Source organism: Mucilaginibacter sp., assembly GCF_039921305.1.
In the GTDB taxonomy this organism is placed as follows: Bacteria; Bacteroidota; Bacteroidia; order Sphingobacteriales; family Sphingobacteriaceae; genus Mucilaginibacter.
In genome coordinates this window covers 1-23,943 of record NZ_JBDSCA010000049.1, presented here as the reverse complement: position 1 = coordinate 23,943, position 23,943 = coordinate 1, and the positions used below count along the sequence as shown (strand labels likewise).

The window sequence follows — 23,943 nt, the reverse complement described above, 5'->3', positions numbered from 1 at the left end:
AGAATCAAGATGCAAGAATTAAGACAAAAAATACAGAATATGATCAAGTGGTGCGCTATCTTGATTCTTGCATCCTGATTCTTGATTCTATCTAACTATCCAATTAAAAGGTTACAGCCGCGAATGTCGGAATGATCAAAGCGGCCAAGAACTTCGAATGACCCATCGGGTTCAACCTTTCCTAAATCCTGAGTAGCTAAAAACGAGCAGGAATTGATATTAGCCAGATCGATGATGTTGATCCCCCCTATCTTCCCGGAAGGTAAATTGGTGAACGGATCGTTGGTATCGCGGATCATGATCTTCATCCAGGGCGGGCAATTGAAAACCCCTTCGCCTTTGGAGTAGGCTTGCGAGAGTAGCTCTGTCATGCCATATTCAGAATGGATCATCTCCACACCAAAACCTGCGCATAAGGTATTGTGCAATTCTTCGCGGATCATTTCTTTACGGCGGCCCTTCATCCCGCCTGTTTCCATTACAATTAATTCGGGGAAGTTGATGGAGTAGCTTTCAATAAAATCTAATAACGCAAAGGTTACTCCTATTAATAACGTCGGTTTATTTAACTGTTGTTGTTTGATAAGTTGATCGTACAGATCCCGATGATTATAGAGATAAAAACCGCTATCGGGATTACCGGATTGCTTGATCAGATCATCGGCCATGTAAATGAGCGATGATCCTTCACGCTCCAGATAGGCTGGCAATAAGGCTAATATCGTGTACGATTTAATATCGCCATAAAACAATTCGAAAGCTTTGCGGAAGCTATCTACATACCAACTTACATCGGTAACAATGTGGCTACTGGTGATCACCCCCGTTGTGCCCGAACTGGTGAACGTGACCTCGGGTTCAGCATCAACACTTACAACGTTATGTGATTTAAAAAACTCGATAGGTAAAAAAGGGATTTGCTGAATATCGTTTATCGCACCGATATCAATACCCAAACCAGTTAAAAACCCGTGATAAACAGCGCAGTTTTTTGCCTGATAATGAAATATCTGCAGGGCAGTTTTGTTAAACTCTTCGTTATTACTAATAGAAAATACCTGCTGTTTATCCGGTTGATTCATTACCGCAAAGATAAACTTATTTGGTTTTGACTTGGGGCTTTGCCAGTGCCTTTTTAAATAAAGCTCCGGTTAGGCCAGCCATCCCCGCTACCAAGCCGCCTATCAATCCGGTTATCAGTACCAGTAAAATCCAGCTCCCGCCTAAAGGCAGCATGTGGGCTACACGGGTTGCCAGTATATGATCGTTAGGTACGCTTTTGAACAGGGCTTGTACCACCCATACGATGAATATAGCAATGAAAGCCGACCCAAATCCATTAACTAAACCTTTGGCTATCCATAAAGCCGCTAAAAATGATATAATGGCCACTATCCACCAGGGTAGTACGAAACTTACGATAAGACTGGCTATAAGTATAATGAAGAATAACATGTTATTTATTGCTTAAAGTTAGGGTTGTTTTAATATGCTGCGCGCCATCGGTAGCATTTTGTAAAAATAGCAGGGCGTTTAGCTGACCATCTTTCCAGGTTTTGAACATATCGTCGTAATGATAGCTGCCGGGGTTGCCCGATTCGCCGCCCGGGAATACGCCATAGCCTTTAACCTCGGGGCCGAATTGTACGATCATGCGCCATGATGGGCCATGACCTTCGGACAAGGCATTAACTATGCCTGAATTACCTCCTGCTGAAAATTTACCTGTGCCCATACCGGGAATATTGGCAAGATGCGAAATCTCGGAACCTTTAACAGTACCCCACTCCCATGTTTTGCCTAATTTACCATACTGTTTAGTCAGACTATCAATAGTGGCTTTGAACGATGCATTGATCAAACCGGCGCGCGTTTCAATTTGTGACGTGCGCGAATCATCGTACCATTTAGAGTTGGCCTGGGTTACTAACAGTTGAATAGTACGGTAACTGCTTGGCCATTTTAGCTGAATGTTTAAATCTTTTTTAACGGTAAAATCATCGTCCCAAACGGCATGATATAAATTGATCCACCATTTATCAAAAATACTGGCACCTATCGAGTTTGCCGAATACTCTTTATCCCATTTAGTAATGGCTTGATAAATCTGCTTTTGCTGGGCATCCATTTTCGACGGATCCAGATCGGCAAGCATAGTTGGCAGCACATCCTGGGCAAAAATGCTGTAATTGTCGTTTTGCAAAACGCGCATACTATCAACCGTTGCATGGTGCATATTCCGCAGGCGATCATTGATCCGTTTACCCCGGGTATATGAACCGAAGTGCCAGTTGATGTAATACGGATATTGATCGTCGGTTGATTCCTGATTGGCTGAACTCAAGAAACCTTGTGCCGGATTTTTGGCTGTAGGATTTTGCTCCATCGGGATAAAGCCGTGCCAGGCATCTGCCGTATCGCTGCCATCTAAAATAAATTTCCCCTGGTCTTTATACTTTAACGGAAACTTACCATTCGGCGTAATGGCGATATCTTTATCGTTACTGGCGAAGATGAAGTTTTGTGCCGGAGCGGTGTAATATTTTAATGCTTCGCGATAGTCGGCGTAATTGCTGCCACGATTAAGCAGGTAAAAGGTTTTAAACTCGATAGATGGATCGTGAGCTATCCATCTTAAAGCATGGCCAACCGGAACATTATTGGCACGGCCCATTTTAGGCTTTGAGTTGCCTGATGCATATACCACCGGGCCAATATGAGTATAAATTACGGTATCGAAAACGGGCTTTTGGCCAAGTACCTTGATCTCTTCTATCCGGCGTGTATCGGGCACCCATTTGTTGTTATACCAATATTCTTTTTTGCTCAGGTCCTTAAACCTTATCTGATACCAATCTAAAACATCGGCATCAACATTGGTTACGCCCCAGGCTATTTTTTGATTATAGCCGATAATAACCGCCGGTGTACCGGGAATAGATACGCCGCTTACATTAACGCCGGGAGCAGCCAATTGTATTTGATACCAGATAGATGGGAAAGTCAAATTAAGGTGTGGATCATTTGCTAAAATAGGGTATCCGTTGGCTGATCGGCTACCTGCTATTACCCAGTTGTTGCTACCTATACCTTCAACTTTTGGTGTGGTTTTGATGGTATCGGCCATCTCATCAATAAAACCTTTGGATGGTTTGGGAATTGGCAAAGCTTTAAAATCCCATTTGGTATCTGATGGAATAATAGGATCATCTTTAAAGTAGTGATCGGGAAATAAATCATTGGTTACTTTGGAGCCGAAATATTTTAGCGTGTTGGTTAGCTGGAAATCATCAGAGCCCCCGGCTAAAGTTTCGGACATTAGTTTTAATACCAGTGCACAATCCAAAGGTGTATAATCTTCGGGCGCGTAATCCAATAGCTTAAACTCAATTGGATAATATTTTGAAGGCAAGTTATGTATATAGGCGTTTACACCTGCACAATAAGCTTCGAGCATTTCTTTAACTTTCGGGTCTTTCATGCATTCCCGCAAGGTATTTTCGGCACCGAAAACCATGCCCATGCGGCGATGGTAGCGATCGAGCTCAAGGGCCTTGGGGCCTACAATTTCGGAGAGGCGCCCGGCTGCAGAACGGGTTTGGATATCGAGTTGAAAAAGCCTGTCCTGAGCAGTAACATAACCCTGGGCAAAATACAGATCATGATCGTTATCGGCAAAGATGTGAGGTATCATGTGTTCATCATACCTAATGGTTGTTGCGCCCGTTAAACCTTCAATTTTAACATCGCGTTTGGCATCAACATTTTTGCTTTCGGCATTTTGCCAGAAACCGGTTACTGGGTTTAGGAATTTACCTATTGGTGGCGCATCGCCAAATTTATGTTGAAGCGCCCAAATCAGCGCAAGCGTAACAATAGCCGAGAAACAAGCTTTAAAAAGTTTCATGCAGGGGAATTTCTTTGCTCTAAGTTAAGTAAAAGTATGGCTAAAAAACGGAATTGTATCTGCCTTATTACTGTTGATTTGGCCTGAATGTTTTAAATATTTGGGCAAACAGCTCACTTACCTTTTAAGGATGGGGCTAAAGTGATACTTTAGGGGCTTATATAATTATATGAGTACAATTAAAGCTTGCCTGTTTGACCTCGACGGTGTTATTGTTGATACCGCCGTATACCACTATAAAGCCTGGAAACAATTGGCCAATGGCTTGGGATTTGATTTTACCGAACACCAGAACGAACAACTAAAAGGTGTGAGCAGAGTACGATCGTTAGAGTTAATTTTAGGCTGGGGCGGCGTTACCAAAACCGCCGAAGAGCAAGAGATTTTAGCCACGCAAAAGAATACGCAATACGTAGAAATGATAAGCCACATGAAACCGGATGAAATTTTGCCGGGAGCCAAACAATTTGTGCAGGCTTGCCGCGATGCGGGGTTGAAAACGGCATTAGGTTCGGCGAGTAAAAACTCGATGATGATATTGGAGAAGATTGGGATGGTTGATTTGTTTGACGCTATTATTGATGGCAATAAAGTAAGCAAAGCCAAACCCGACCCGGAAGTGTTTTTAAAAGGAGCCGAAGCCCTTGGCGTATTGCCCGAAGAATGTGTGGTTTTTGAAGATGCCATTGCAGGTGTAGAAGCCGCTATTGCCGGCGGAATGAAATCAGTAGGGATAGGTTCGCCGGATGTTTTGGGTAGGGCCGACCTGGTGATTAACGGATTAAGTGAAATGAGTTTAGAAAAGCTGGAGGCGTTGTAACTCATTTTCAAGCTCTAAATATCTATATCTAAAAAGCATAGGGCTTGAGCGATTCCTCCCAACCGGAGGGTGCAGGGAGGGGTTTAATTTTAATAAAGGCTATGTAACTTGCTAATCCCCTCCCCAAATATTACTTTAGCAATAATGCTGAAACATAAATTCTGGACCATCATGATATGCCTTGCCCCCATCGCGGCAAGCGCTCAACAACATTTTGATATCATTTTGCACAACGGCAAAATAATTGATGGCAGCGGTAACCCCTGGTTTTATGGCGATGTTGGTATCACCAAGGATAAGATAATTAGCATTGGCGATCTATCGAAAGACAAGGCTGATAAAACTATTGATGTTACCGGACTAATTATTGCCCCCGGTTTTATTGATGTGCATACCCATATTGAGGGCGACGAAAAGAAAACACCTACGGCAGATAACTTTATTTACGATGGTGTAACCTCTGTTATCACAGGTAACTGTGGCGCTTCTAACGTTGATATTAAAGCGTATTTTAAAGAGCTTGAGCAGAATAAGCTTTCGATAAACGCCGGGTCGCTTATTGGCCATAACGATGTACGTAAAGCTGTTTTAGGCGAAGCCAATGTAACTCCCGATGCGGCGCAGCTACTAAAAATGCAGGGCCTTGTTGAACAGGCTATGCGCGATGGGGCCCTGGGGTTTTCAACCGGATTAATTTACCTGCCGGGATTATACTCTAAAACCGATGAAGTTGTGGCCCTGGCTAAAGCGGCGGCTAAATATAAGGGTGTTTATACATCGCACATGCGTAACGAGAGCGATAAGATATTTGAGGCCATTACAGAGGCTATTGATATTGGCCGCCAGGCGCAAATGCCGGTAGAGATATCGCACTTTAAAGTAGGCAAACCCAACTGGAACAAAAGTGATCAGATGATTGCCATGGTAGAAGCCGCCCGAAAGGAAGGTTTAGACGTTACAGTAGATCAATACCCCTACACAGCCAGCAGTACTACGCTTAATGTTTTATTACCCGATTGGGTGGTAGATGGCGGCCATGCCGCCGCGGTAAAACGTATTAACGACCCGGAGATACACAAAAAAATAATGGCCGAAATGATACAGGATATGGTGCGCCGCGACCGCCCAAATTTTGATTATGCCGTTGTAGCTCATTGCGATAACGACAGTACCCTTAACGGAAAGAATATTTTAGAGATCAACACCATTAAAGGCAGAGAAGCAACAATACCCAACCAAATTGAAACTATTTTGGATATTATAAAACTTGGCGGCGCATCAATGGTTTTCCATGGGATGAATGAGGATGATGTGATCAACATTATGAGATACCCCTTAACCATGGTGGCCAGCGATTCGGGCATCCGTTTGTTTGGTTCGGGTGTGCCGCACCCGCGTGGGTATGGTACCAATGCCAGGGTGCTGGGTTATTATGTACGCGAGAAAGGCGTGATCCGTTTGGAGGATGCGGTGCGCAGGATGACATCCTTGCCTGCCCAAAAATTCAAGATCACCGGAAGGGGGCTGTTACAACCGGGCATGTTTGCAGATATTGTTGTTTTTGATGCCGATAAAGTGAGCGATAAGTCTACTTTTGCACAGCCGCACGCTTACTCAACAGGCTTTAAATATGTTTTGGTGAACGGCAAACTAACTGTTGATAATTTTAAACACAATGGTACCAGGAATGGTGCTATATTGCACGGACCGGGCTATACAAATACTAAGCCCTGATTAAACTGAAATGAAATTGAAGACACTACTAACAACACTCGCGTTAACAACCTCTGTAGCAATTTTTAGTAACTGCGGTTCTAAAACAGCGCCGGTTAAAAAAACCGATTCGGCAACAGCTACTACAACAACTGAAGCAGCAGCGGCGGCGCCAGACACCAGCAGAAAACCTATCAACAAGGCCGACTATGATGCGAAAATGAAATACATCGCCCATGGCGATACTACGGGCAGGTGGCCGGTAAAGGGCAATCCTTATCCATTGGCCGGGGCTATACTGCCATACAAACGTGTGGTTGCTTTTTATGGTAACCTTTACGCTAAAAAAATGGGTATTTTAGGCGAGATACCACCGCGCGAAATGTTGGCTAAACTACAGGGCGAGTGCAGGCAATGGGCCAAAGCCGACCCTAAAACTCCGGTTCAACCAGCCTTACATTACATAGCCGTAGTTGCACAAGGTGATGCCGGTAAAGATGGCAAATACCGTTACCGCATGCCATTTAAACAAATTGACAGCGTTTTGGTATTGGCAAAAAAGATTAACGCCATTGTATTTTTAGATGTGCAGGTAGCATTAAGTAACATACATTCTGAATTACCTTTGTTTGAAAAATACTTCGCTATGCCAAACGTACACTTTGGTATGGACCCTGAGTTTAGTATGAAGGACGGCAGCAAACCGGGTAAAAAGATTGGTACTTATGATGCCGACGATATTAACTATGTATCGGGTTATTTAGCTGGCATTGTGCGCAAATACAACCTGCCACCTAAAATTTTAATTGTTCACCGCTTTACTAAAAAGATGATGACCAATTACAAAAACATCAAAACACGCCCGGAAGTACAAACCGTGATCGATATGGATGGCTGGGGTGAGCCAGAGTTAAAACAAGGCACCTGGCGTTATTTTGTTTACCAGGAACCTGTACAATTCACCGGCTTTAAGTTGTTCTACAAAAACGATATTAAAAAAGCCCCCCACCACATGATGACACCAGAGGAGGTTTTGAAATTGAAACCGAATCCGAATTATATTCAGTACCAGTAAGAATTTTGAAAGCCTCATGAAAATGGGGCTTTTTTTATGTTTGGCCCATTTGTCATTGCGAGGTACGAAGCAATCGAGAACTATACAGAGCGGTTATACTTCCGTGCGATTGCTTCGTACCTCGCAATGACAAGTGGCTATATTACCCGTTAAAATCAATCAGTCCCCGCCTGAATAATGACAGTTGTAAGCGTCCCGCTTACGAGAAGGTTTGCTTACCCCGCCCATTCAGGCGTCCACGCTTACGAAAAACATTTGTATAACTGAAATTACCTGTGAGCGCAGACGCTCACAACCGTGTATGTTCAGGCGTGACGCCTGAACGAGCAAAGGCTATTATTTCTCACAACACGTAACCACTCACCAAATCAACCCAATCAACCGCTCACTCTCCCACCACCAAAAACAACATATTTACACCCAATCAACATTCTTTTTTATACACTTGTAGTATAATTCTATTATCCCCATAAGGGAGATAGGCAAATAGTACAGATGGACGCAGAATTTTACCAGCATATTTTTAATAAGCAGCGCGATATTGAGGCGGTGCCCAGCAACAAGCAAATGGCCGAATGGGGTTTGCAGGTGATAGGTTTACTGTATCCCGAGCATTCCAGGCAAGCTTTTACTTCGGTAAACGAATTGCGTAATGAGTTTGATAAACTTGAAGACGAGCTTTGCGAGATACTGGATGCTACACAAGCTTGCCGCGATTGTAATAACGACCAGGTAGCACGTAATTTTTTCACGCTGATACCAGAATTATACCGTTTATTGAATACCGATATCCAGGCCATTTTTCGTGGCGATCCGGCCGCGCGTAGCGAGTTTGAAGTGGTACGCGCTTATCCCGGCTTTTATGCCATTTGTTATTATAGACTGGCACACTGCCTTTACCAATTGAACGTACCCTTATTGCCCCGCATATTAACAGAACATGCTCACTCCACTACGGGTATTGATATTCACCCGGCGGCGGTTATTGGTGAGTATTTCCATATTGACCACGGTACAGGCATTGTTATCGGCGAAAGCTGCACTATTGGTAAGGATGTAAAATTGTACCAGGGCGTTACTTTGGGCGCTTTGAGCGTAAGCAAAACCATGGCCAATACCAAGCGCCACCCTACGGTGGAAGATGGTGTGGTGATCTACTCGGGCGCAACCATTTTAGGTGGCGAAACGGTGATTGGCGCCAACAGCATTATTGGTGGTAACGTATGGTTAACCAAGAGCGTTGACCCGGATTCGAGGGTGTACCACACGGCCGAGATCAAAGTATTAAAAAAGGAAGATTTTAATTTATAACATGGCAGGGATAATTGATTTGGTAGGCAATACGCCTTTGGTTGAGATCACAAAACTTAACCCCAACCCTAACGTAAAAATATACGTAAAGCTTGAGGGCCACAACCCCGGCGGTAGCGTGAAAGATCGTGCGGCACTTAACATGATACGAAGCGCTATTGAACGCGGCGAGATCAAACCTGGTATGAAACTGATTGAGGCTACCAGTGGTAACACCGGTATTGCTTTGGCTATGATAGCCCGCCTGTTTGACCTGGAAATTGAACTGGTAATGCCCGATAACTCAACCCGTGAGCGTACCCTTACTATGGAAGCTTTTGGCGCTAAGGTTACGTTATTGGATGGTATTGAAAAGTGCCGTGACTATGCCGAAGAAAAAGGTGCCAGCGGCGAATTCTTTTTATTGAATCAGTTTGCTAACCATGATAATTACAAGGCCCACATTAAGGGTACCGGCCCCGAGATCTGGAAAGATACCAATGGCGGCATAACTCATTTTGTGAGCGCTATGGGTACAACGGGTACCATTATGGGCTGCTCAATGTATCTGAAAGAACAAAACCCTGATATACAAATTGTAGGCTGCCAACCCCTTGAAGGCTCGTCTATCCCAGGTATACGGCGGTGGCCGGCGGCTTATTTGCCTAAAATATTTGATGCATCGCGCGTGGATAGGGTGATGGATATTTCGGAAGAAGAAGCCACGCTAATGACCCGCAAACTGGCTAAGGTTGAAGGCGTATTTGCAGGCATGAGCACGGGCGGAGCATGTTCGGCGGCTATTAAACTGGCTGGCGAACTGGAAAGCGGTGTTATTGTTTTTATAGCCTGTGACCGTGGGGACAGGTATTTGAGCAGTACCCTTTTTGGATGATAATTTTATTGAGCGCTTGGTGTCATTCTGAGGTACTCGAAGAACGCACACTGAGGCCCACCCAACATGCTTAGAGTACCTCTGCATAACACCTTGACTTTTTTATTATTTGGGGGGGCTTCTCTCTCATCAAATAATTCTTTATTTTTATCGTAAACCTGATAAAAAATAAATGATCCTGTTTGCCTATGCATCTAACATGAATGTGGCTGAGTTTGCTACACATGTTACCTCGGCGCGAAAGCTTTGTAATGCTTATTTGCCGGGGTACCGGTTTATATTCAATAAATTCAGTCATGATGGTTCGGCGAAAGCCAATGTAGAGCCTACAGATGATTTGGAAGCCAAAGTTTGGGGTGTACTTATTGATGTAAGCGAAGAAGACAGGCTTCATTTTTTTAATCCGGATGGCGATTGGGCGGAACATTTAGAACTGCTGGCTTTAAGCTGCATTGGTACCGATGGGGAAACTTATACGGCACAGGTATTCATATCAAAACCACATGCTGTTAATAACAGCTTAGCACCGTATGATTGGTACCAGGAAAAACTGGCAACCTTTGCCCTTTGGCAGGATTTACCTGTAGAGTACATTAGCAATTTGAATACAATGGAGAGCAAGGCTGACCCCGATACTAAGCGCAGAGAAAGGCGATTGAGCCAATACCGCAGATAATTTACCTTAAGCAATAACACCATGCCTATAAACGAAAGCCTTGCCAATCGTGTCCGCGAGATCATAGCCGATAGCGGCGAAGAACGTGTGGAAGAGAAAAAGATGTTTGGTGGCTTATGCTTTTTGGTAGATGATAAGATATGCGTGGGTGTTAAAAAAGACCGGATGTTGGTGCGCATAAGCCCCAAACTTTACGAAAATGCTTTAGAGCAGGATGGCGTGATACCCATGGCCCGAGATGGCCGGGGCATGATAGGGTATATTTACGTACTGGATGAATTTTTAGAAACCCAAAAAGAATTAAACTATTGGGTTAAACTCGCGCTGGAATTTAACCCGATAGCTAAATCAAGTAAGGCCCCCCGGCCCACTAAAGGGCAAGCTTGAGCAGCATTTAATATTATTTCGAATTATCTTTTTCTACCAGTTGCATGCCACATTTAGGGCAGGTGCCTGGTTTGCTTTCAATAACATCCGGGTGCATGGTGCAGGTGTACTGGATACCCGTTGATTTTTTGGCTGCTGTATCTGCCGGTGTTTTGGTTCGCGCTTTTTGATTAGAGTTACATGCTGTGGTAAACAGCAATAAACCAATCACAATTATAATATTCTTCATTGTTCTGACAAACTTTGGCCAAAGCTTGGCTGCTGACGGTTAGCCCTAAAAACGCCTAAAAAATTGAATACATCTGTGCGAAGTATAAAACCTTCGCAGTTTTGAGCAGCCGGATGGCTTTGGTTTTTAGGAGATAGCTTCGCGCTTCGCGGCGCGGCTTTTTTCACTGTATTTTTCATTGTGTTTATGGTGTGTTTTAAGGGGTCTTATTTTTAATAAACGATACAAATCCGAATAACGAAACCACCAGAACACCGAAGGCCGCTAAAATGCTCACTATATCGCGGATGTTTTTTCCGGCCCATGTCATACCAAAATATTTGTGGAGGAAGATGAACGATAGTCCTTCGGCCCGGTCAATACCAGATACTTTTGTGGCTAATTTTGCGGTGGTTGTTTCTATATACCAGTTTTCGCCATTGGCATAACTTACCCGTTCTACAGGCAAACGCTTGTTGATGAAACCGTACTCGTTATCAAATTGTTTAATCAGGGTAGTATTGGGCTGCTGTTTTCCTATCCCCTTCTCAATTTCACCCTCGCTATAAAAGCCCGCTAAATACGTGGCATAGCTTACGTCGCCACCAGGTAGTTGGATCGCATCAGCAGTACTAAAGTATAAAATTTGTTTCTTATTGTTGATAATCAGATAGTAATATTTACCAACATACGTCACAACCTGTAGTTTTATTATCGAACTATCAGCAATTGGTAGTTTTAAATTAGATATTTGTAATTGTGACCGGGGGATGATCTGCGCGAATTGTTTGTGATCCGGCTGTAAATTGTGGAGCTTCACCAACAGGTGAAAGCCGCCGCTGATCACGAAAGTAAACATCATGAAGGATACCCATATCCCTATCTGGCGATGGTAACGGTTTAAGATACGCTTATCTTCGGTGCCATTAGCTTTACGCTTTTGCTGAATCTCTTTAAACCGTTTCCAAAATAAAACGTAAACCGTTAAACCGCTGATCAGCGACAACAGCATGACACTTACGATCACGACCAATACAATAATGCGGAACTGTTCGCCGCCAAGGGCAGCCAAAAAGCGCCAGGTATGAAACTGATCAAACAGCCAAAGCATGCACTTGCGGGTATTGTTATTAAAGGTGCCCATCCGGCTTTGGCCGGTTTCGATGTAAACATCCATCCCGTCGGCGCTATCTAATGATATTTTCCAAACGGGCAACAGGTGGTTGATGGGTTGGTACTGGCCATCAAAACTGGTTTGTATGCTGGCAGCTTTGATCCCCGAAAGGGTATCCTGGATAAAGTATCGAGCCAAATAAATGGCATATTGCTTATCCCCGGAAGGATACAGTTTACCATTGTTAGCAGAATAATATTGATAAACGCTATCGCGATCAAGTATCTGATAAAAGGTTTGCTTACCAAAGTTCACCAGGCTAAAGTTGCGCAATTCGGTTAAGTGGTTTTGATCCATTACCTGCTGGATACTTAGCGCAGGGTTCATCTGCCTTTGGGTGAGCGGATGGAAAACTTCGCGGGTAATTTGGGGCCGGAACCAGTTGGACATGAAGGGATGCGACAGGCCGCTCAGCGTCCAAAAGATAACGGGGATTAATGCCGTTATGCCTAATATGCGGTGCCATTTGTAAAAACTGGTTTTCATAATTTGGAGAATGAGTAGGTGATGCCTAAAGTATAAACCCGTGGCGGGGCGGCATTGTAATTATCGCCGTACTGGCGATGCGTTACGGTTGTTGCGTACAATTGATTGGTTACGTTAAGGGCATTGAACCAAATGCCCGCACCTTTAATGATGCTCTTAAAATCGTACCCGAAACGGAGGTTGCAGATATTATAACCCGGGTAGGTTTTGGTATTAGCCGGATCGGTATAGTATTGATCAATATGCTGCCACTCGGCCGCGGCGCGGAAACCGGGAATGAATACTGGCTTATAGGTTATTTCGCTGTTGGCGATAAAGGCCGGGGCGTTGCTCATGCGGTTGCCGTTGTATACTTTTACAGTCCCGCTACTTATTTCGCTGTATTGCACGTAGGTGTGTTTGGCGTTTGTCCCGCTAAAGCGGAAACTTAGCGAACTGATTGGGGCATAGGTTACAGCGTACTCAATACCCTGGTGGCGGGTTTGTCCGGCGTTTTGGTTTTGGGTAGTGTTATCGGGCAATAGCTGACTAATGATTTCGTTGCGGCCCTCTAAATCGTACAGGCTCAGTTCCAAATAGAGCTTTTTATCCCATGCGGCCAACCATCCGCCTATTTCGTAATTGTTAAAGGTGGCTTGTTTTAGCGGGGTAAGCTGGCGGGCGCTGTACAAATCGCCGGTTTCTGGTGGTTGAAAGCCTACGCTGTAATTGGCATAAAAACCTTTGCTGCTACCCAGATCATAAGTTAAACCCAGTTTTGGCGCTACAATGTTGAAATCGTTGGTTTCCTGCTGTTTGTATTTGGTACTACTGCTCAAACTATTGGTAAAGTTGTAGTGTACATGATCGTACCTTAATCCGGCAACTATACGAAGTGGCTCAATAGGGCGAACTTCGTACTGGGTGTAGGCGGCATATTTAAACAGCCCTATTTTATAATTATCGATATAGCTTCCCGTATTGGTAAAACCGATGTAATAGTTATTGGCTACATCTTTTTGAATGTTGAGGTACTGGGCATAATACGAGCTTGGGCTATCATCCAGATAAGCGCCTACTATTAATCGTGAATGCAGGAAGTCAAAATCGCTGCGATGCTGGGTCAAAAAGTCATAACTTTGGAAACGCTGATCGTTCACCTGCCCGTTTGAACTTTGGTATACGCCTGATGTGTTGCGCACATCGGCAATATAGTAGCTGGGTAATTGCGCGGTTGAATTATCGCGAAAGAAAACGGTGAAGAAAGTATTGTTACGATCATTCCAAATATGTTCTAACCTCGCGCTTGCACGGAAGGCAGTTACCTTGCGATAGGTAAAACGCTGGTTTGAGCCGTAGCTCCGGCTATAAAAGTGGGCGCTATCTAAACTGCCCGAGGTTTGGGTATTAAGGTAATTACAGGCTGCCGAAGTGGTTAGTTTTGTAGCAGCATCAAAATCATAAGTGGATTTGAGGTTGGCAGAGTATTTATCAAAATCGGAATAATCTTGCCAGCTATCTTTTTGGTGTGCTACATAGCCGCCAGCGTACAGTCCGAATTTGCCGGAAGTGAAGCCGCCATCGGCATCCACACGGCGGTAATGATAATTATCTCCCTGAATAGATACATCGCCGCCATAACCACCCGGCGGATTTTGGGTGATGAAGTTTACCGCGCCACCAATGGAGTTGCTGCCATATAACGACGATGCCGGACCTTTGATCACTTCGATGTTTTTTACGCCGCTCATGTTGATCTCGTACAGGGAATTGTGATTGAATATTCCGGTTGGACGGATAGGCAGGCCATCTTCCATATACAGGTACAGCGCATTGTAAGTAATGGGCTGCCGGATGGCCATGGTATGCTGCTCGTTACCCAGGTTTACCATATACACGCCGGCTACTTTGTTGAGCAGTTGGTACAGTGCGGTAGCCTTAGCATCTTTTATTTGCAGCGAATTGACCTGCGATATAGCAATGGGCGCACTTTTGCGCGATTGCCCCTCACGGCTGGCAGATACGACAACTGGTTGCAGATCGATTGTTGATGCTTCCAGTTCGATGTTTAAAGTTTTCCCGGATATGAATTTGGATAAATCGACAAGCTTAGTGGTATAGCCAACCATGCTGAAACGAACAATACCCCTTGTTGATGTTGGCAGCGTGAACTTGCCTTTAGCGTTGGTTTGCGTAATGCTTTGGCCGGATGCGTTACTGATAATTACGCCGGGCAATGGCTCGTGCGTGGTGGCATCGGTTACGGTTTGGGCCCTGGCCGCTGTGGTGATGAGCAGTAGGAATATGAGGAGGTATTTCATTTTTAGTATCGAGTAGTTAGTAGCAAGTAGTTAGACTTTTTCCATATGGTGGCAGCTGTGTGGTGGCAGGGGTGGTTTGTACACGCGACGAACTTTGCATCGGAGGACACACCCCTCCACCCCTCTCGAGAGGGGAATCGCACGAAGGGCCTGCGCTTTTGGTGATTGGAAAATTGTGTACTAATCCCCCTTGTCATTTCGAACGAGCCTGCCTACCGGCAGGCAGGGTACGAGAGAGAAACTACTCTCTTGAGCGATAGCGAAAAATCTTCTGCTTGTGCATGTAGCGGTTTGCTTGATGCTGACATTCTGTACGACGTATCAATCGCATGCAGAAGATTTCTCCCCTATCAGGTCGAAATGACATTGGTGGTTAGAGCGTGTATTATAAAACTACTGCGTTAGCAAAAGCATTCAATCACTCAATCCTTCAATAAATCAATCATTAAACTTGTGGTGGCTGGAAAATTACGCCGGGTTGCGCGGTTGTGGTGCCGGCATGGTATGGTGTCGCGATGATCTGCAACAATTGGTTGTGGAATTTGATGTTGGTTGTAGCAGCGAAGAAAACCTCTTGCAACATGCTTTTTTGCGTTTGGCGCTCGTTGCTTTGCTCCTTCTCTTCGGCTTGTTTTATCTTTTTCATCAGATAGCACTTACCATCGCAATGCAGCCAGGGCCGGGCGCGGTTTTCGCACAGGGTTGTGGCAATGTATTTTTGATTTGCACTAAAACCCGCGAACACAAACAATTGCGCAAAGTTAGCCGATAGTACGGCAACAATGAGGAGCAATATGGTGAAGCGGCGGATTTGCATTGCGGTGCAAAGGTATTGAAGGAATTGGGAAAAGTGTATACAGAAATGAAAATAAAGAAATATTGACAGACCTATATTATTAAAATTATAAAATATAGATTTGAAAATATGCAAAGACAATCTACAGAAGAAATTATCCTTTAATACCCATTTGTTATTGCGGCTATCATTCTCAAAACTTACATCCCGATACTCAAATCTAATCCTTAAATTGCCCATGCTAATATTTTGATATGAAAATTGAACGGGAAGAGAAAAACCACCGCGGCGCTTTTTATGTAGAACAGGATAAGCACTGGCTTGCCGAAATGGCTTATGGGATAACGAGCGATAAGATGATCATTTACCATACCGAGGTATCGGATGCTTTAAAGGGCCAGCATGTTGGGCAGGAATTGGTGAAGGCCGGGGTTGAATATGCCCGCGGGCATAGCTTTAAGATTGTTCCGCTTTGTCCGTTTGCTAAGGCTATTATTGATAAAACAGAAGCCTTTCAGGACGTTTTAGATCCAGAATATCTAACTAAATAACACATGCTCGATATATTTATTATTGGCGCTGGCCCCATCGGCCTGGCTTGCGGTTTGGCCGCTCAAAAAGCCGGACTATCATACATGATAGTTGATAAGGGCGCGCTGGTTAATTCGTTATACAATTACCCATCTACCATGACTTTTTTCTCTACTTCGGAGAAGCTGGAGATAGGTGGTGTTCCGTTTGTATCTAATAATGTTAAACCTACGCGCGCCGAAGCTCTGGAATATTATCGCCGGGTAACGGTATCAAATAAGCTACCGGTTAAGTTGTTTGAAGAGGTTAAGCACATTGAACGCGTGGATGAAAACTACACTATTACTACTGCAAAATCAACCTATCGCGCCAAGCATATTATTATTGCTACCGGATTTTATGATATAGCTGTAAAGCTTAATGTACCAGGTGAAGATTTGCCTAAAGTACAGCACTATTACAAGGACCCGCATTATTTTGCCATGCAAAAGGTGCTGGTGGTAGGTGCCAGCAATTCGTCAGTCGATGTGGCTTTGGAGACTTACCGTAAAGGCGCCGATGTGACGATGGTTGTCCGCGGAAGCGAGGTCAGCAGCAGGGTTAAGTATTGGGTTAGGCCCGATATTATTAACCGCATAAAGGAAGGCAGTATTAAGGCTTATTTCAATTCATCTGTTAAAGCGATACGCAACTACGAGGTTGATATTGAAACCCCGGAAGGCTTAATTACTATCCCTAATGATTTTGTGATGGCTATGACGGGTTATAAACCTAATTTTAGCTTCCTTGAAAAGTTGGGGATCAAGCTATCAGCCGATGAAAAGCTGCTGCCGCAATACAATGCCGAAACGATGGAGAGTGCTAACCTGCCGGGCGTTTACCTGGCTGGTGTAGTGGTTGGCGGCATGGATACGCATTTGTGGTTTATTGAGAACTCGCGGGTGCATGCGGATATGATTATTGCGGATATTGTGAAGAAGGGATAATCTCTAATTGTCATTTCGACGATAGGAGAAATCTTTTGCGAGGGATAAGTTTGCGGTAGAGTAAGTATGCGGTATGTATAGCGCAGAAGATTTCTCAGTTGTACCTCCTTCGAAATTACACGATTATTTTAGTTTAACCCACCTGCTCAAAATTATCCGGGCCGGATGCGAACTGAATAAAACTACTGGTAAGGCCATCATCATCAGTACCCTTGCGGCGGATGAAGAAGAAATCGCGCTTAATTTTCAAGCCCTTAACGGGGACCTCAACCAATTCGCCTTCGGCCAGTTCACGTACTATGGACGGTTTGGGCATAAAGCCAAGGCATTGATCGGCCCGGAGGAAGTTTTTGAGGGCTTCGGTACCGCCCAAGCGGATCTTGATACGAAGATCTGACGATTTAACATCGTGTTCGGATAGTGATTTCAATAAGGCATCTAATGTTCCGGAGCCACGTTCGCGCAAAGCTAATGGGGTTTTGGTGAGCTGCTCAATGGTAAGTGTTTTACCTGCTAATGGGCTCTTTGATGAGCAAACGGGAATTACCTCGTCGCTCATGAAATGCTGGTATGATACCGTGGTGAGCTTGTTTTCAACCTCGATAATACCGAGATCAACCTCGTGGTTAAGCAAGGCATTCAGAATGTATTCGGAATTGCGGTTAACCAGTTGGATAGCTACATTAGAGAACTCGCGCTGAAAGTTAGATAGTATAGATGGTAAAATGTATAACGCGATGGTTGTACTGGCTCCCAGGCGCAAATGCCCGGCAGCGTTTGATACATTGCTCAGGGTGGATAGATCATACTCTATTTTGCGTTGTATCTCGCTGGCCTTTACCAAGTGATCGTACAGTATTTTACCGGCTTGTGTTAAAAGGATGCTGGCTCCCTTACGCTCAAACAGGGGGAGCTTGTATTGATCTTCCAGTACCTTTATATGCTTGCTTACAGCAGGCTGGGTTATCAATAAAACCTGGGCCGCTTTAGAGAAACTTAGGTTAGAGGCTACCGCTAAAAAAACATGATGGGCAACTGAGAGCATTGTGTATTAGCTAATTTTATGCAAGATAGGCATAAAAATATCGCCTCAAAACAGGTTAATGTTTTGAGGCGTTATGAACTTGATGAGCTGGCTTATTTTTTAGCCGGCCAAACGTTATTTACCGGGTTATAATCGGGCAGTTTATTATCCGGGTTATAAGTAACAGATTCTATAGCTTCGGTAGATGGGTATTTGAACGACCAGCTTACGTTACGTTCCCAAATTTCGGCAGTAAAGTTTACGCGTTCGGTTTTACCGCTCACGGTTTTGATATCTAAAACAACCGGCATAGCCATTTTTTCGAGGTTATCTATGGTGATGACAGCGCCTTTTTTCGGATCGCCGTCTACATATCTAACCGCGCGAACGGCAACATCTAAACGCCAGGTGTTCTCGAACCAGCCTCTCCAAAACCATTGCAGGCTCTCGCCTGAGGCAGCTTCCATAGTGCGGAAGAAATCATCGGGAGATGGGTGTTTGTATGCCCAACGCTTAATGTACGTTTGAAAAGCATAATCGAAACGTTGCGGGCCTAATATCTGCTCACGCAGCATAACTAAGCCAGCGCTTGGCTTGCTGTATAAAAGTGTACCATTATTGGCTTCCTTCAGGTTATCAGGGTTGCTCAATATTGGTTCGAGTGTTGGCGCGGTAAAGGTATTCCAGGTGCGGGTAACCCCAGCCGGGTTTGGCGGGCGATAAAACTCTCCTTTTAATGAGTAAGCGGTTGACAGCGTATTGATAAAGGTGTTAAAGCCTTCGTCCATCCATCCGTATAAACGCTCATTAGAGCCAACAACCATAGGGAACCAGTTATGGCCAAATTCATGGTCGATAACACCCCAGCCACCAGCTAAACTACAAAATACAATGCCTGGATACTCCATGCCGCCAGCTTTACCGGCAACACCTGTAGCGTTAGGATACGGATATTCGAACCACTTGTTCGAGTTATATTCCAACGTTGCCTTGATCATTTCGGTACCGCGATTCCATTGTGGTTTTCTGCGGCTGGTATCGCCAGGTGCGGGGATACTTTCAACCGGGTAAGCAGATATTGCTAACGGTTTTTTGCCACTTGGCAGGTTAATTTTAGCGGCATCAATAACAAATGCTGCCGAAGCTGCCCATGATGCGTCACGGGCATTTTTGATTTGGAAATGCCAGGTTAGTTCTGGTTTACCGCTTGGGCGGGAGGCGGGGTCGGCTATTTCATTAGCCGAGCGGATCATTACCGTAGCATCGCTTTGAGCCGCTTGCGCCCATCTTTTTTGCTGTTGGGCCGTGTATACATCTTTAGGGTTTAATAACTCGCCAGAGCATACAACGATATCTTTAGCCGGAGCAGTGATATTGATATCAAAATCGCCATACTCTAAGTAAAACTCGCTTTCGCCAGTGTAGGGCAAGGTATTCCAGCCTTGCAGATCATCGTAAACACACATACGCGGGTACCATTGGGCTACCTGAAATACCTTTCCGTTTTTAGATTCGCCTGATTTGTTGCCTTGCAGGATGATACCCATACGATCTGAACCATAATCGGGAGATATGAATGAGTAGTCTATCTTTAGTTTTAGCTGGCCACCGGCAGCGGCTAATTCTGTTGGCAAATAAACCTGCATTCGGGTATCGTTGATCAAATATCTGGCATCGGTTTCGGTAACAGTTTTGCTGCCTTTTGGGGTGCTCAATATTTTAACCGATTTAATTTTATAACCGGCATCAAAGTCCTGCCCCTGCCCCCAGTTACGGCTTTGTTGTACGATAGCGTTATTCTTGGTAGAATCTCTAACTAAAGGAACCTGCTTGTTTCCGCGCGAATCCAGCTTAAACAGATTTTGATCTAACTGCATCCAAATGAAACCCAGTTTTTGCGGGCTATTGTTGGTATATGTTAGAATTTCGGACCCGGTGATCTCGTTTTTTGCGGTATCGAGCCTGGCGGTTAGTTTATAATCTGCACGGTTTTGCCAGTACTTTGGGCCAGGCTGTCCATCGGCAGTACGTAAATCGTTACCATTTTTGGTATAAAAAAATGGCTTCCAAAGCTGATGATAATCGTAGTTAGTTGCAGGTACATTATCCTCAACAAAAGGCGAAGTACGTGGGCGCCTGCCCAGACCGCCACGCTGCCGGTCTGCACGCGTGTTTGTATCAGCCGGGTTTGCTGATTTTGGTGTAGTGGTTTGTGCATGACTGTGTGTTGCAAAACCCAGGGAAATGGACAAAGCAAAGCCTGCAAGTAATTTTAGCTTCATGAGGTCAGTGTGTTTTAAGCCTCCTAATATGAAGATAAAATTACAGAAAGCTTAAAACGTAAGTTGATTGTTACTTAACGGTAAATCTGTAAACAGAACGGCCTATGTTACCATCGGCATCCATACCTTCAACTACAGCTTTGTAAGTGCCCTTATCATCGGCGGTGAAAAAATCGAACGCTGTTGTTCCGGTAGTTTTATCGGTAATTAAATGGGTGTTCCAGTAAATAGTGGTACGAAGATCGGGACGTGAAATAGCTGTGGCCGGACCTGCATATTTTGGCGAATAAAACTCGCGGCTAACGTTAAAGCCTTTAGGCATTAAGGTGGCAATATATTTAGGCGGAAATAATTGAGCCAGTTGATCTTGGGTTACTTTGGTGCCTTTTGGTATAACCTTGGTGGTGATCTCGATAACACCCTTGGTATTATCCCGGCGGTTAATACCGCTTACACCATCATTCAAAAATACCTCGACAGATTCAATATCCGGAGATGTTAGGCCCGCAATGTAGCTGTAATCAACCTGCATACCGTTAAAAAAGATAGCTACAGGGCTTGATTTTTGTCCCTGGTTATAATCTCTTGTAATATAATAATTATTTAAGCTGGCATCAAAAGTTATTCCCATTAACATGGTTTGCAGGCACATGGCAAAGTTAGGGCAATCTTTTAACCTGTCGCCGGTAATACTATGATCTGGAAAGTTTAATCCCGTTAAGGCCGAAAAATCCTGATAGCCCGGTTTTTTAACATAAACCTTCTCCACTATCTGAACTTCTTTTAAGGTGTGCGAATTATTGTAGCGACGTTGGGTGTTTTTCATGGACGGAGCCAATGTGCTGTCAATATTCATTACCTCATCAGGATAGTTAAAGTTAGGAGAGATACCTTGTAAACTTGTACCGTTAACCATGATCATGAGGTTATTGGCATTAACGTTATTACGGGCGTTCAAGATAACTTTAGATGAATCGGGAATAATAAGCTTTGAAAACTTGAATTCGCCCGACATGTTGGTTGTGGTTTGTGTTGAATAATACCGATCAGGAATTTGCAAACGTATATTACCCTTGGCTATAGGCATACCAGTTGCGTTGCGGAGTGTTCCGGTAATTTCCATGCTTTGCTCTGGCAAAAAGTTGATGCCGGGTATTTTGTTATTTAAAATATTTGAGTATAAAAACCGGCGATAGCCCTGGGTAAGCATTAATACATCCAGATCGGCAGCGGTTGTGGCATCTATTTTTTTGAAGTAATAGTTTGGTTTTTCGATGTAGCCCTTTAAATCGGATGATAACAGTAAGCTGGTTAAAATTGTAGTTTCGGCATCTTCGTTAAATGGCACCTTGGTTTCGTCAATTACCGAAACAGACAGGCCGGCCTCAGTTGGTACTGTTTTATTTTTGGCATTAACCTGCATTTTTACCTGCTGCCTTGTACCATAAGTTTTGGCTGCCGATGTGAGGCCAAGATCGAGCATATCATTACGTTGTATAAATACAACACGCTCACTTAATGGCGTACCGCTAACATCAAACAATGTTACCTGTAAAACACCTGTAGGGAACTTGCTTTTAGCTATAGTTGCCGAAAATACCGGGCTACGTAAAACGGTTTGGGCGGCATATAAAACAAACCCATTACTTTGCGCCATTATATATACTACCTTGTTTTGATTTTGCTGAAAGTACGCGCTATTGGCTGTTATTTTTAAACTCAACGTATCGGCGTTGGTATTATAAACCGCCAGGTTTATACCGCTGGCTTGTATGCTGGGTAAATCTGTAACGGTTTGTGAACCATTTGCAAAGGTTATGTTGGCCTTGTAGGTTTTACCTTCTTCGGGTGTAAAAACAAAGTTGCCCATACCTAAGTGCTGAGATTTAAATTCGGCGGCTACGGCACCTGTATTATCGGTAATAGTGCCTTTAACATCGGCGCCTAAACCATTTGGGCTTACCGCTTTAAAAGCTACCTTGCTACGTACGCCTGTAAGCAGGCTACCACCTTCGGGGAAGAACTGAATATCGGCTTCGGCAACGGCGCTCCGTAACGGGAAGATGTTGTTTGCCTGCTTGCGATTACCCAGATCGATAGTTGTAAAGAGTGAATTAGAAGCCAGTACAGGTATTTTACCCGCGGCTATGTTGATGGTTGCAAAACCGCTAGCATCGGTGGTTTCTTTACCCTTTAGGGGTTTGTCATCATCGTTATTGATGGTCCAGCTTACTTTTTTGTTGGCGTAGGGAGTGCCTGTAGGATCTTTAAACTGAATACGGGCCGTTATTTTTTGCTGCTTGTTTTTATTTGATCCCGAAAAGGAAGTCGAGGTAATTACCTGGTTATCTACAGGGTTACCTATGGTGATGGTTTTATTGAAAAAATAGGCCGGATCGAAATTACGCATCCAGTTGGTGTAGGCACTTAAATGGTAATTACCTTGTTTATATAATGGTTGTGTAAGCGGGATACTGCCCGTAGCCGTACCATTAACAATTTGCAATTTTACGGCTTGCACAAAGGTATCGCGGGCCGAAACTATATCTACATATAAAATTTTGCTTAGATCTGATGGTTGATGGATACCTATTGTTACGTAGGCCTTAAACCAGATGGTATCGCCAACGGTATAGTAAGGTTTATCTAAATGCATATAAACCTTTTCGTACGGGTGCTCGTGCGTAAACTTGTTGGTTAAGGTTATGATGGTTTTAAGGCTCATCGTATCGCGCTGGGCAGATGCGGATAGGTGCAAAAAGGTGATGAGAACGGATAGCGCAAGTATGTATTTCTTAAAATTCATTAAAGGCGAATTTGATGTTATAAGGGTGGCACAATATACCTATTTACAAGGATTGCTTAGGGGAAGGCAACCTCTATTTAACATTTTTTTACAATTTAGCCCCTCAATCCCCTAAAGGGAGCAAAGCGGCAACATCTATAACGATGCCAATAGTGTATTATTCTTTAGGCTTGAAATTTCGAGCCTGAAATTTTGGTTTATACGCTGGTTTTGGTTCAACTATCTCTTCTACTTTGAGTTCCTCGTTTGGCTGTTGCACTATTTCTTCAGCGGGCTTTGTAATACCGGCCTTCAATTTGGGCTTGAACCCTAATTTTGGCGCAACCGTTTCTTCGGTAACTGTTGATTCAGGTTTATCTTCGGGCAGTACAGCTTTGTCTGCAGTTGGAGTTGTTTGAGCTGCTGCCGATTTAAACTTGGGTTTGAACCCTAATTTTGGCACAACTGTTTCTGATGTTGGCTCTGCTTTTTCTTCGGTTGGTGCAGGTGCGCTTTCAGCCGAAGTTGGCGAAGGTGCCGCTGTTTTAAACTTGGGCTTAAAGCCTAATTTTGGCGCAGGCGTTTCTGATGTTGACTCTGCTTTTTCT

21 protein-coding genes are annotated in these 23,943 nt (G+C 44.1%); 9 read left to right on the top strand and 12 right to left on the bottom strand.

Features of this window, described 5'->3' with window-relative positions:
• Positions 1-95: 95 nt before the first annotated feature.
• Genes ABIN91_RS15060 through ABIN91_RS15050 form a run of 3 tightly spaced genes read right to left on the bottom strand, consistent with a single transcriptional unit; the run spans position 96 to position 3,907 of the window.
• Complete coding sequence (locus ABIN91_RS15060) at positions 96-1,082, bottom strand: acyl transferase (RefSeq protein WP_348052049.1); 987 nt, start codon at positions 1,080-1,082, stop codon at positions 96-98.
• A gap of 16 nt (positions 1,083-1,098) precedes the next feature.
• Positions 1,099-1,455: a hypothetical protein gene (locus ABIN91_RS15055; RefSeq protein WP_348052048.1), complete on the bottom strand. Its 357-nt coding sequence runs from the start codon at positions 1,453-1,455 to the stop codon at positions 1,099-1,101.
• 1 nt (position 1,456) lies between these two features.
• Entirely contained in the window at positions 1,457-3,907 is a 2,451-nt protein-coding gene (locus ABIN91_RS15050) for a penicillin acylase family protein (RefSeq protein ID WP_348052047.1), read from the bottom strand.
• Between the two features lie 169 nt (positions 3,908-4,076).
• Here ABIN91_RS15050 and pgmB point away from each other — a divergent pair, with 169 nt between their 5' ends.
• The 7 genes from pgmB (at position 4,077) to ABIN91_RS15015 (ending at position 10,763) form a co-directional block, all read left to right on the top strand.
• Positions 4,077-4,727 carry a beta-phosphoglucomutase gene (gene pgmB / locus ABIN91_RS15045; protein ID WP_348052046.1) on the top strand — a complete coding sequence of 217 codons (651 nt, stop codon included), beginning with the start codon at positions 4,077-4,079 and terminating at the stop codon, positions 4,725-4,727.
• Between the two features lie 144 nt (positions 4,728-4,871).
• Positions 4,872-6,461, top strand: a complete 1,590-nt coding sequence (locus tag ABIN91_RS15040; protein WP_348052045.1) for a D-aminoacylase — start codon at positions 4,872-4,874, stop codon at positions 6,459-6,461.
• Positions 6,462-6,471: 10 nt separating this feature from the next.
• Complete coding sequence (locus ABIN91_RS15035; protein WP_348052044.1) at positions 6,472-7,515, top strand: hypothetical protein; 1,044 nt, start codon at positions 6,472-6,474, stop codon at positions 7,513-7,515.
• A 495-nt stretch (positions 7,516-8,010) separates the two neighbouring features.
• Entirely contained in the window at positions 8,011-8,826 is an 816-nt protein-coding gene (gene epsC, locus ABIN91_RS15030; protein WP_348052043.1) for a serine O-acetyltransferase EpsC, read from the top strand.
• A gap of 1 nt (position 8,827) precedes the next feature.
• Positions 8,828-9,700, top strand: coding sequence for a cysteine synthase CysM (gene cysM / locus ABIN91_RS15025; RefSeq protein ID WP_348052042.1), 873 nt, complete (start codon positions 8,828-8,830; stop codon positions 9,698-9,700).
• A gap of 172 nt (positions 9,701-9,872) precedes the next feature.
• Positions 9,873-10,376, top strand: a complete 504-nt coding sequence (locus ABIN91_RS15020) for a gamma-glutamylcyclotransferase family protein (protein WP_348052041.1) — start codon at positions 9,873-9,875, stop codon at positions 10,374-10,376.
• Between the two features lie 21 nt (positions 10,377-10,397).
• Positions 10,398-10,763, top strand: a complete 366-nt coding sequence (locus ABIN91_RS15015; protein WP_348052040.1) for a TfoX/Sxy family protein — start codon at positions 10,398-10,400, stop codon at positions 10,761-10,763.
• Between the two features lie 13 nt (positions 10,764-10,776).
• Here ABIN91_RS15015 and ABIN91_RS15010 read toward each other — a convergent pair whose 3' ends face one another.
• From ABIN91_RS15010 to ABIN91_RS14990, 5 genes are all read right to left on the bottom strand, one after another.
• Positions 10,777-10,992, bottom strand: a complete 216-nt coding sequence (locus ABIN91_RS15010) for a heavy metal-binding domain-containing protein (protein ID WP_348052039.1) — start codon at positions 10,990-10,992, stop codon at positions 10,777-10,779.
• The gene (locus ABIN91_RS15005) at positions 10,989-11,171 is read right to left on the bottom strand and encodes a hypothetical protein (RefSeq protein ID WP_348052038.1); all 183 of its coding nucleotides are present in this window, start codon (positions 11,169-11,171) and stop codon (positions 10,989-10,991) included. The genes ABIN91_RS15010 and ABIN91_RS15005 overlap by 4 nt, the downstream gene beginning before the upstream one ends.
• A gap of 17 nt (positions 11,172-11,188) precedes the next feature.
• Complete coding sequence (locus tag ABIN91_RS15000; protein WP_348052037.1) at positions 11,189-12,631, bottom strand: PepSY domain-containing protein; 1,443 nt, start codon at positions 12,629-12,631, stop codon at positions 11,189-11,191.
• On the bottom strand, positions 12,628-14,931 hold the full coding sequence (locus tag ABIN91_RS14995) for a TonB-dependent receptor (RefSeq protein WP_348052036.1): 2,304 nt from the start codon (positions 14,929-14,931) through the stop codon (positions 12,628-12,630). Before ABIN91_RS14995 ends, ABIN91_RS15000 begins: the two co-directional genes overlap by 4 nt.
• A gap of 445 nt (positions 14,932-15,376) precedes the next feature.
• Complete coding sequence (locus ABIN91_RS14990; protein WP_348052035.1) at positions 15,377-15,748, bottom strand: hypothetical protein; 372 nt, start codon at positions 15,746-15,748, stop codon at positions 15,377-15,379.
• A gap of 233 nt (positions 15,749-15,981) precedes the next feature.
• Between ABIN91_RS14990 and ABIN91_RS14985 the strand changes: the two genes are divergently transcribed.
• Together ABIN91_RS14985 and ABIN91_RS14980 are read left to right on the top strand one after the other, a co-directional pair.
• On the top strand, positions 15,982-16,278 hold the full coding sequence (locus ABIN91_RS14985) for a GNAT family N-acetyltransferase (RefSeq protein WP_348052034.1): 297 nt from the start codon (positions 15,982-15,984) through the stop codon (positions 16,276-16,278).
• Between the two features lie 3 nt (positions 16,279-16,281).
• Positions 16,282-17,244: a YpdA family putative bacillithiol disulfide reductase gene (locus ABIN91_RS14980; RefSeq protein WP_348052033.1), complete on the top strand. Its 963-nt coding sequence runs from the start codon at positions 16,282-16,284 to the stop codon at positions 17,242-17,244.
• Between the two features lie 133 nt (positions 17,245-17,377).
• Here the strand turns inward: ABIN91_RS14980 and ABIN91_RS14975 are convergent, their stop codons facing one another.
• The 4 genes from ABIN91_RS14975 to ABIN91_RS14960 all read right to left on the bottom strand — a co-directional run.
• The gene (locus ABIN91_RS14975; protein WP_348052032.1) at positions 17,378-18,289 is read right to left on the bottom strand and encodes a LysR family transcriptional regulator; all 912 of its coding nucleotides are present in this window, start codon (positions 18,287-18,289) and stop codon (positions 17,378-17,380) included.
• 92 nt (positions 18,290-18,381) lie between these two features.
• Positions 18,382-20,550: a M1 family metallopeptidase gene (locus tag ABIN91_RS14970; protein WP_348052031.1), complete on the bottom strand. Its 2,169-nt coding sequence runs from the start codon at positions 20,548-20,550 to the stop codon at positions 18,382-18,384.
• 70 nt (positions 20,551-20,620) lie between these two features.
• Positions 20,621-23,356, bottom strand: a complete 2,736-nt coding sequence (locus ABIN91_RS14965; RefSeq protein WP_348052030.1) for a carboxypeptidase regulatory-like domain-containing protein — start codon at positions 23,354-23,356, stop codon at positions 20,621-20,623.
• 157 nt (positions 23,357-23,513) lie between these two features.
• The coding region (locus ABIN91_RS14960) for a hypothetical protein (RefSeq protein WP_348052029.1) at positions 23,514-23,943 on the bottom strand (430 nt) is incomplete at its 5' end.